The 6,551-nt window shown below is 58.9% G+C and carries 5 protein-coding genes and 1 rRNA gene; 5 read left to right on the plus strand and 1 reads right to left on the minus strand.

Features of this window, described 5'->3' with window-relative positions; genetic code table 11:
• Positions 1-2: 2 nt before the first annotated feature.
• The 4 genes from rrf to O0881_RS29140 all read left to right on the plus strand — a co-directional run bounded on the left by rrf (position 3) and on the right by O0881_RS29140 (position 4,128).
• Positions 3-115: ribosomal RNA gene (rrf, locus tag O0881_RS29125) — 5S ribosomal RNA — on the plus strand.
• 295 nt (positions 116-410) lie between these two features.
• Positions 411-1,100 carry an acid phosphatase gene (locus O0881_RS29130; protein WP_289914098.1) on the plus strand — a complete coding sequence of 230 codons (690 nt, stop codon included), beginning with the start codon at positions 411-413 and terminating at the stop codon, positions 1,098-1,100.
• A gap of 62 nt (positions 1,101-1,162) precedes the next feature.
• Entirely contained in the window at positions 1,163-2,641 is a 1,479-nt protein-coding gene (locus tag O0881_RS29135) for a DUF2868 domain-containing protein (protein WP_289914099.1), read from the plus strand.
• Complete coding sequence (locus O0881_RS29140; protein ID WP_289914100.1) at positions 2,638-4,128, plus strand: DUF3482 domain-containing protein; 1,491 nt, start codon at positions 2,638-2,640, stop codon at positions 4,126-4,128. Before O0881_RS29135 ends, O0881_RS29140 begins: the two co-directional genes overlap by 4 nt.
• Positions 4,129-4,145: 17 nt before the next feature.
• On the opposite strand, the gene O0881_RS29145 is transcribed toward O0881_RS29140, so the two are convergent.
• Positions 4,146-5,045 carry a LysR family transcriptional regulator gene (locus O0881_RS29145; RefSeq protein ID WP_289914101.1) on the minus strand — a complete coding sequence of 300 codons (900 nt, stop codon included), beginning with the start codon at positions 5,043-5,045 and terminating at the stop codon, positions 4,146-4,148.
• Positions 5,046-5,155: 110 nt separating this feature from the next.
• Here O0881_RS29145 and O0881_RS29150 point away from each other — a divergent pair, with 110 nt between their 5' ends.
• Positions 5,156-6,235, plus strand: coding sequence for a tartrate dehydrogenase (locus tag O0881_RS29150; protein ID WP_289914102.1), 1,080 nt, complete (start codon positions 5,156-5,158; stop codon positions 6,233-6,235).
• The last annotated feature ends 316 nt before the right edge of the window (positions 6,236-6,551 follow it).

A 6,551-nucleotide genomic window follows, 5' to 3' on the forward strand; every position in this document is an offset into this window, starting at 1 on the left:
TGCCTGATGACCATAGCAAGTTGGTCCCACCCCTTCCCATCCCGAACAGGACCGTGAAACAACTTTGCGCCGATGATAGTGCTGCAACCAGTGTGAAAGTAGGTTATCGTCAGGCTTGTTATACGCAGTAAGAGAAAAACCCCGTCAGCAATGGCGGGGTTTTTTTACGTCTGGCGGTTTTGTCTGGCGTGGGCTTTTTGTCGTGCGTACGGCGAAGTTGCGCGAAGTTATCGCTCGTGAGCGCTTTTTGCGGCGGTAAGTGTGCTGCAAAATACCTATCTTTCCCGGTCCATGTTGCTAACTGCGGGCACCGTCATGTTCTCTTCATATTCACACTGTACGATGGCTTGCATGGCTGCTGCCCTTGGGCGGCCAGTCCCTTTCATCCCATCAAGTAAATGTGTGCATCCATGTTGGCCAAGCTTAAACTCGTCAAAACTCCCAAAGGCATCGATAGCGTCTTGATGCTGTCGGCCATGCTGATACTCTGGATCGGCAATTACAGCAACCTCGATCTCATGATCGCCGACAGCATGTTCGACGGGACGCGTGGGCAATTTGCCGGCACGGGCAGCGCGTGGGCGGGCAATTTCCAGCTCGGCATGATCTCGCTGGGCTCCGCCTTGATCTGCCTGGCTATCTGGGACACCTTGCATCCGCTGGCTCGGCTGGCCTCACGCCGCAGCGCCTTGCGCGTCGTGGCCCTGTCGGTCGTCTTGGTGCCGTTAAGCATTTATTTTCTCTCTTCCTTCAGCGATGTGCCTTGCCCTACGGATTTGCTGCGCTATGGCGGACTGGCGCCCTACACGCGCCTGCTGGAAACATTGCCCGCCAATGCATCTGCCATGGTTTGCCTGCCTGCAACGCAGGCGAACACTGCCTGGTGGATGCTGGCCTTGCCATTGTTTTGCCTGCCCGGACGGCCACGCACGGCGCTTCTGCTCGCTGGCGTCATGCTGCTGTGCGGTTTGGCGGCAGGCTGGCAGCAACAGTTGCAAGGTACGCAATTTTTCACGCACACCTTGTGGTCTGCCTGGATCGCCTCTTTCCTGATATATCTGCTGCATAATCTGCTCCAGGCCGAGGACGCGTTGGCCTGAAACATAAAAGTACGTCACAATCTGCCTGTCTAGTTGTCGTTTCATACAAAAACAGGAGCACCATGAACGAGCAGATTGCGAGAGAAGTGGTATTGGTCCGTGCTATCGAGACGGCCGACCAGAAAAAAGAAGTCCTCAGCGAGGATGACCGCATGTATGCCAGCCGCAGCGCGCGTGAGCTTGCGCAGTGGCAAGCTTCGGGCAAGCAGGCCGAAGTGACGGGTGACGATTTCCTGCAGCAGCGCTCCGAACTGATCCTCAAGCGCATCACCGAACGCACGCCTGCCTTCGCCGCTTTCGCGAAACGCCGTAACGGCATGAAAGCCCTGGCGCTGGCCTTGCCCTTGCTGGCCCTGCTGCTGGGCGCCGGGCTCGACCGCATCACGGATCCCCATCGCGTGGATCTGCTGTCGGCGCCCTTGCTGCTGATCATTGCGTGGAACGTACTGGTCTACCTGGGCTTGCTGATCTGGCTATGCATCCCCTCGCATTCCCTCGGCTGGCCGAAGGCGGGGTTGGTGCGCCACCTGAGCGTGGGCCGCCTGGCCTTGCCGCGCAAGTTGCCGCACGCCTTGTCCTCGGGTTTGCTCAGCTTCATGGGGGAATGGGCGCACCTGAGCGCGAAGCTGACGGCCGCGCGCCTGAGCCGTACCATCCACTTGAGCGCCGCCATGTTTGCCATCGGCGCCGTCGCCTCGTTATATGCACGCGGTTTCCTTTCGCAATACGCGGCCGGCTGGGAAAGCACCTTTTTGAGTGCAAGCCAGGTGCACAGCCTGCTTTCAACCCTGTTTGCGCCGGCTATTGCCCTGTTTCATTTGCAAGGCTTTTCGCTGGCGGAAATCGAAGCGCTGCGTTTCCCGCAAACGACGACCGTGGAAGGCGGAGCGCGCTGGGTGCATTTGTATGCGGCAACCATCTTTCTGCTGGTGGTCGTTCCCCGCCTGATCCTGGCATTGGTCAACAATTGGCGCGCCGCGCGCCTGGCGAAACATTTTCCGCTGGATCTCGATCAACCGTATTTCCGCAAGCTCAATGAAAGCATCGGCGTGGCCACGGGCGGCATGCTGCGCGTCTTGCCATACAGCTTTACTGTCGATGAGGCGCGCCACAAGGGCCTGGGCCAGCTATCCATCATGCTGTTCGGCGAGCAAGGGCGCATGATGTTGCGTCCGTCGACGTCGTATGGCGAAGAGCCGCAGGAGGTCTTGCGCGGTACGGACCTGAATGATCCGCAAGTCAATATCACGGCCGTGCTGTTCAACCTGACGGCGACGCCGGAAAAGGAAAATCATGGCGCCTTCCTCGATTACCTGGCGCAATCGTCGACACGCGGCATCGCCGTCCTGATCGACGAGTCCAGCTACCTGGAGCGCGCGGGCGAGCAGGTGGATAATGGCGCGCGCCTGGCGGAACGAGTCGCCTTGTGGCAACAATTCTGCCAGTTCCACAAAACTACGGCCACCCTGGTCAATTTGCTCAATCCTGCCTTGCACCCGCTCGATGCTGGTGTCGGGCTGAAAGTATCGGCAGCAGCATGAGTGTGAATGTGAATAAAGAAGTGCAGGATGATGCGGTGCAGATTCAGTTCGCGCTGATTTCGCACACGAATAATGGCAAGACGACACTGGCGCGTACCCTGGTGGGCGTAGATATCGGCGAAGTGCGCGACGCCGCCCACGTGACCGTGTTTGCGGAATCGCATACCTTGCTGGCGACACCGCAGGGTGATGCCCTGCAATTATGGGATACGCCAGGCTTCGGCGACTCCGTGCGCCTGCTCAAGCGCCTGGGGCAGTCCGGCAATCCCATCGGCTGGTTCCTGCGCGAAGTGCTGGACCGTTATCGCGACCGCCCGTTCTGGCTCAGCCAGCAAGCGCTGCGCACGGCCAAGGATGCGGCCGACGTGGTGCTGTACCTGGTCAACTCCTCTGAAAATCCCCGAGACGCGGGTTACTTGCCGGCGGAAATGAAAATCCTCGCCTGGCTGGATAAGCCGGTGGTGGTCTTGCTCAATCAGATGGGACCGCCGCGTCCGGGTAATGAGGAGCACGGCGAGCAGGCGCGCTGGCGCGAGCATTTGCAGCAGTATCCGATCGTGCGCGACGTCCTGGCGCTCGATGCCTTTGCCCGCTGCTGGGTACATGAGCGCGTGTTTTACGAAGCCGTGGGTAAATTGTTACCGCAGTCGCAGCAAGCTGGCTACGCGCGGTTGTTTGCTGCCTGGCAAACGCAAAATACGGCGCGTTTCCAACAGGCCATGCATTTGCTGGCCACGCAGCTGGCGGTGGCTGGGCAGGATCGCGAAGCCATTGATCCGGCGTCCAGAGGCTTGCTGAAATCGGCCTTGCAGGTAGTGGGTATCGGTAAGAATGCAGAGCAGCAACGCCAGGAAAAGGCCATGGCCAGCCTGGTGGCGCGCCTCAATACGCACAGCAGCGTGACCACGCGTGAACTGTTGATCTTGCACAAACTCGATCCGACCGATGCGCATAAGATCAATAGCCGGATACGGGAAAATTTCGCCGTGCGCGCGCCGATCGACAGGGCGCAAGCGGGGCTCTTGGGTGCCATGATTTCCGGTGCCGCGACGGGGCTATCGGCCGACCTGATTTCCGGCGGTTTGACACTGGGTACAGGCGCCTTGCTTGGCGGCGTGGTCGGTGCGCTGACGTTTGCCGGCGCAGCCTGGGGTTTTAATTCCGGTACGGACCGCAATGAGCCCACGATGCAATTTACCGATGCCTTTTTGCGTACCTTGGTGGTGGCGGGCGTGCTGCGTTACTTGGCGGTGGCGCACTTTGGCCGTGGCCGCGGTAACTTTGTCGAAAGCGAGGCGCCGGCCTTCTGGCAGGATGAGGTCGAGCAGGCGGTAGCGCGCCATGACGCTGCTCTGGCCGAGCTGTGGAAAGACGTGCGCCGGGAAAAGTCGCCGGAGCAAGCCGCCGAGCGCGTCCTGCCCCTCCTGTCGTCCATCACTTCCGATACCCTGGCGCGTCTGTATCCGGATGTGGCGCGCCTGGTGTAGATACCTGGTGTAGATCATCAGGCGCGGGCCTGCAGCCACTGCTCCAGAAACTGCACGCAGGCCCTGACCTTGGCCGAGTTCGACAGCCGCGAGGTGGTCACCGCCCACACGTCGGCCGCCTGTTGATACGCAGGCAAAATGCGCACCAGCTTGCCTTGCGCCAGGCTGCTTTCCACATCCCATGCCGAACGCAAGATGATGCCGTGGCCATCCAGCGCCCATTGATGGACGATCTCGCCATTGTTGGCCGAGAGCGGTCCGTCGACCTTCACCGTTTCCACTCCTTGCGGTCCCTGCAGTTTCCAGCGCCGCCCATCCTGGTCGCGCTCGCGAATGACGATGCAGTCATGCTCGCGCAACTGCGCCAGGGTGTCCGGCGTTCCGCGTCGTGCCAGGTAGGCGGGCGCGGCGCACAGTACGCGTTGGTTGCTGGCAATACGGTGGGCGATCAGGTCCGGTTCATGGACCACGCCGATGCGAATGTCGAGATCGAAACCTTCGCCCAGCAGGTCGACGGGCCGGTCGAGCAATTCCAGCTGTATTTTCAGGTCTGGATACTGCCGTGCCAGCTGGGATAGGGCTGGACCGAGCCGGTTGCGTCCGAAACCGGAACTGGAGCAGATGCGCAGCACGCCTTGCGGCTGCAGTTTCGACTGCGCTACCGCCTCACCCATTTGCTCGACATCTTCCAGGATGCGCTGTGCCCATTGCCGCACGATCTCGCCGTGATCGGTGACGCTGACCCGGCGTGTGGTCCGGTGCAGCAAACGTACTTGCAGCGCCGCTTCCAGCATGCCGATGCGCTTGCTGACGACGGCCTTGGAAATGCCCAGTTCCAAGGCTGTGCCGGCGAAGCTGGTTTTATGGGCGACCTGGCAAAACAGGCGTAAGTCTTCCAGCAGCGGTGTATGTTTCATTGATTGACCACGAAATGTGAATACTTGGGTTATGAATCTCCTGATTGTATTCTCATGCGGTGCCAGTATCATCAATGCACCCATTTAGCATCCATAACCAGGAGAATCCCATGCCCACACACCGAATCGCAGTCATCGCCGGCGACGGCATCGGCAATGAAGTCATGCCGGAAGGGCTGCGTGTTGTCGAGGCCGCCGCGCGCCGTTTCAATATCGACCTGCAGTTCACGACGATGGCATGGGCCAATTGCGACTATTACCTGGAACACGGGCAAATGATGCCCTCGGACTGGTTTGCCCAACTCAAGGATTTCGACGCCATCTATTTTGGTGCCGTGGGTTGGCCGGACAAGGTGCCCGACCACATCTCCTTATGGGGTTCGCTGTTGAAATTCCGGCGCGAATTCGACGAATACGTCAACCTGCGTCCCGTGCGCTTGATGCCTGGTGTGCCGTGCCCGCTGGCGAATAAGACGCCAGGTGATATCGATTTTTATGTGGTGCGTGAAAATACGGAAGGAGAGTATTCATCCGTGGGCGGGCGCATGTTCGAGGGGACGGAGCGCGAAACGGTGCTGCAGGAATCTGTTTTTACGCGCAAGGGTGTCGACCGTATCCTGAAGTATGCGTTTGAGCTGGCGCAAAGCCGGCCTAAAAAACACCTGACATCGGCCACGAAATCGAATGGCATCGCCATCAGCATGCCGTATTGGGATGAGCGGGTGGAAGCCATGGGCCCGAGCTTTCCCGATGTCCGCTGGGATAAATACCATATCGACATCCTGGCGGCCCGCTTTGTATTGAGCCCCGAACGTTTCGACGTGGTGGTCGCTTCGAATCTGTTTGGCGACATCCTGTCCGACCTGGGACCCGCCTGCACGGGGACGATTGCCATCGCACCGTCGGCCAATATCAATCCGGAGCGGACTTTTCCTTCCGTTTTCGAGCCGGTGCACGGTTCCGCGCCCGATATCTATGGCCAGAATATCGCCAACCCGATCGGCATGATCTGGTCGGGCGCCATGATGCTGGATTTCCTCGGCAATGGCGATGCCAATTACACGGCGGCGCATGATGCGATTGTGCGGGCCATCGAGCAAGTGCTCGAGCATGGTCCGCGTACGCCAGATATGGGTGGCAGCGCCAGTACGACGGATGTCGGCATGGCGGTTGCCGAATTGCTGAAATAAAGCTTGCTGCCTGTGAGTGGCTTTGCTATAGTTCGCCTCCCCAATGAGGCGCACTAGTTTGCGGCACAAAAGGGACAGCCTTCCGGGGCTGGGTAGTAGAAAAGAAGGTGTTGACGATTGTGCTGAAATGCTTCATACTCTTCCTTCTTCGCAGCTGACAAACACAACGCTTTGTCAATAGCGCGAAAGCAGTACCGAATACAGTTCTTTAACAATTAACAGTCGATAAGTGTGGGCATTTGATGTCAGTGCAGCGTCAATCTTCGGATTGGCGTAATACTTAAAATATATCAAATGTTCACAAGAAATAATGAAA

It is taken from the genome of Janthinobacterium sp. SUN100, from assembly GCF_030397705.1.
In the GTDB taxonomy this organism is placed as follows: Bacteria; Pseudomonadota; Gammaproteobacteria; order Burkholderiales; family Burkholderiaceae_D; genus Janthinobacterium; species Janthinobacterium kumbetense.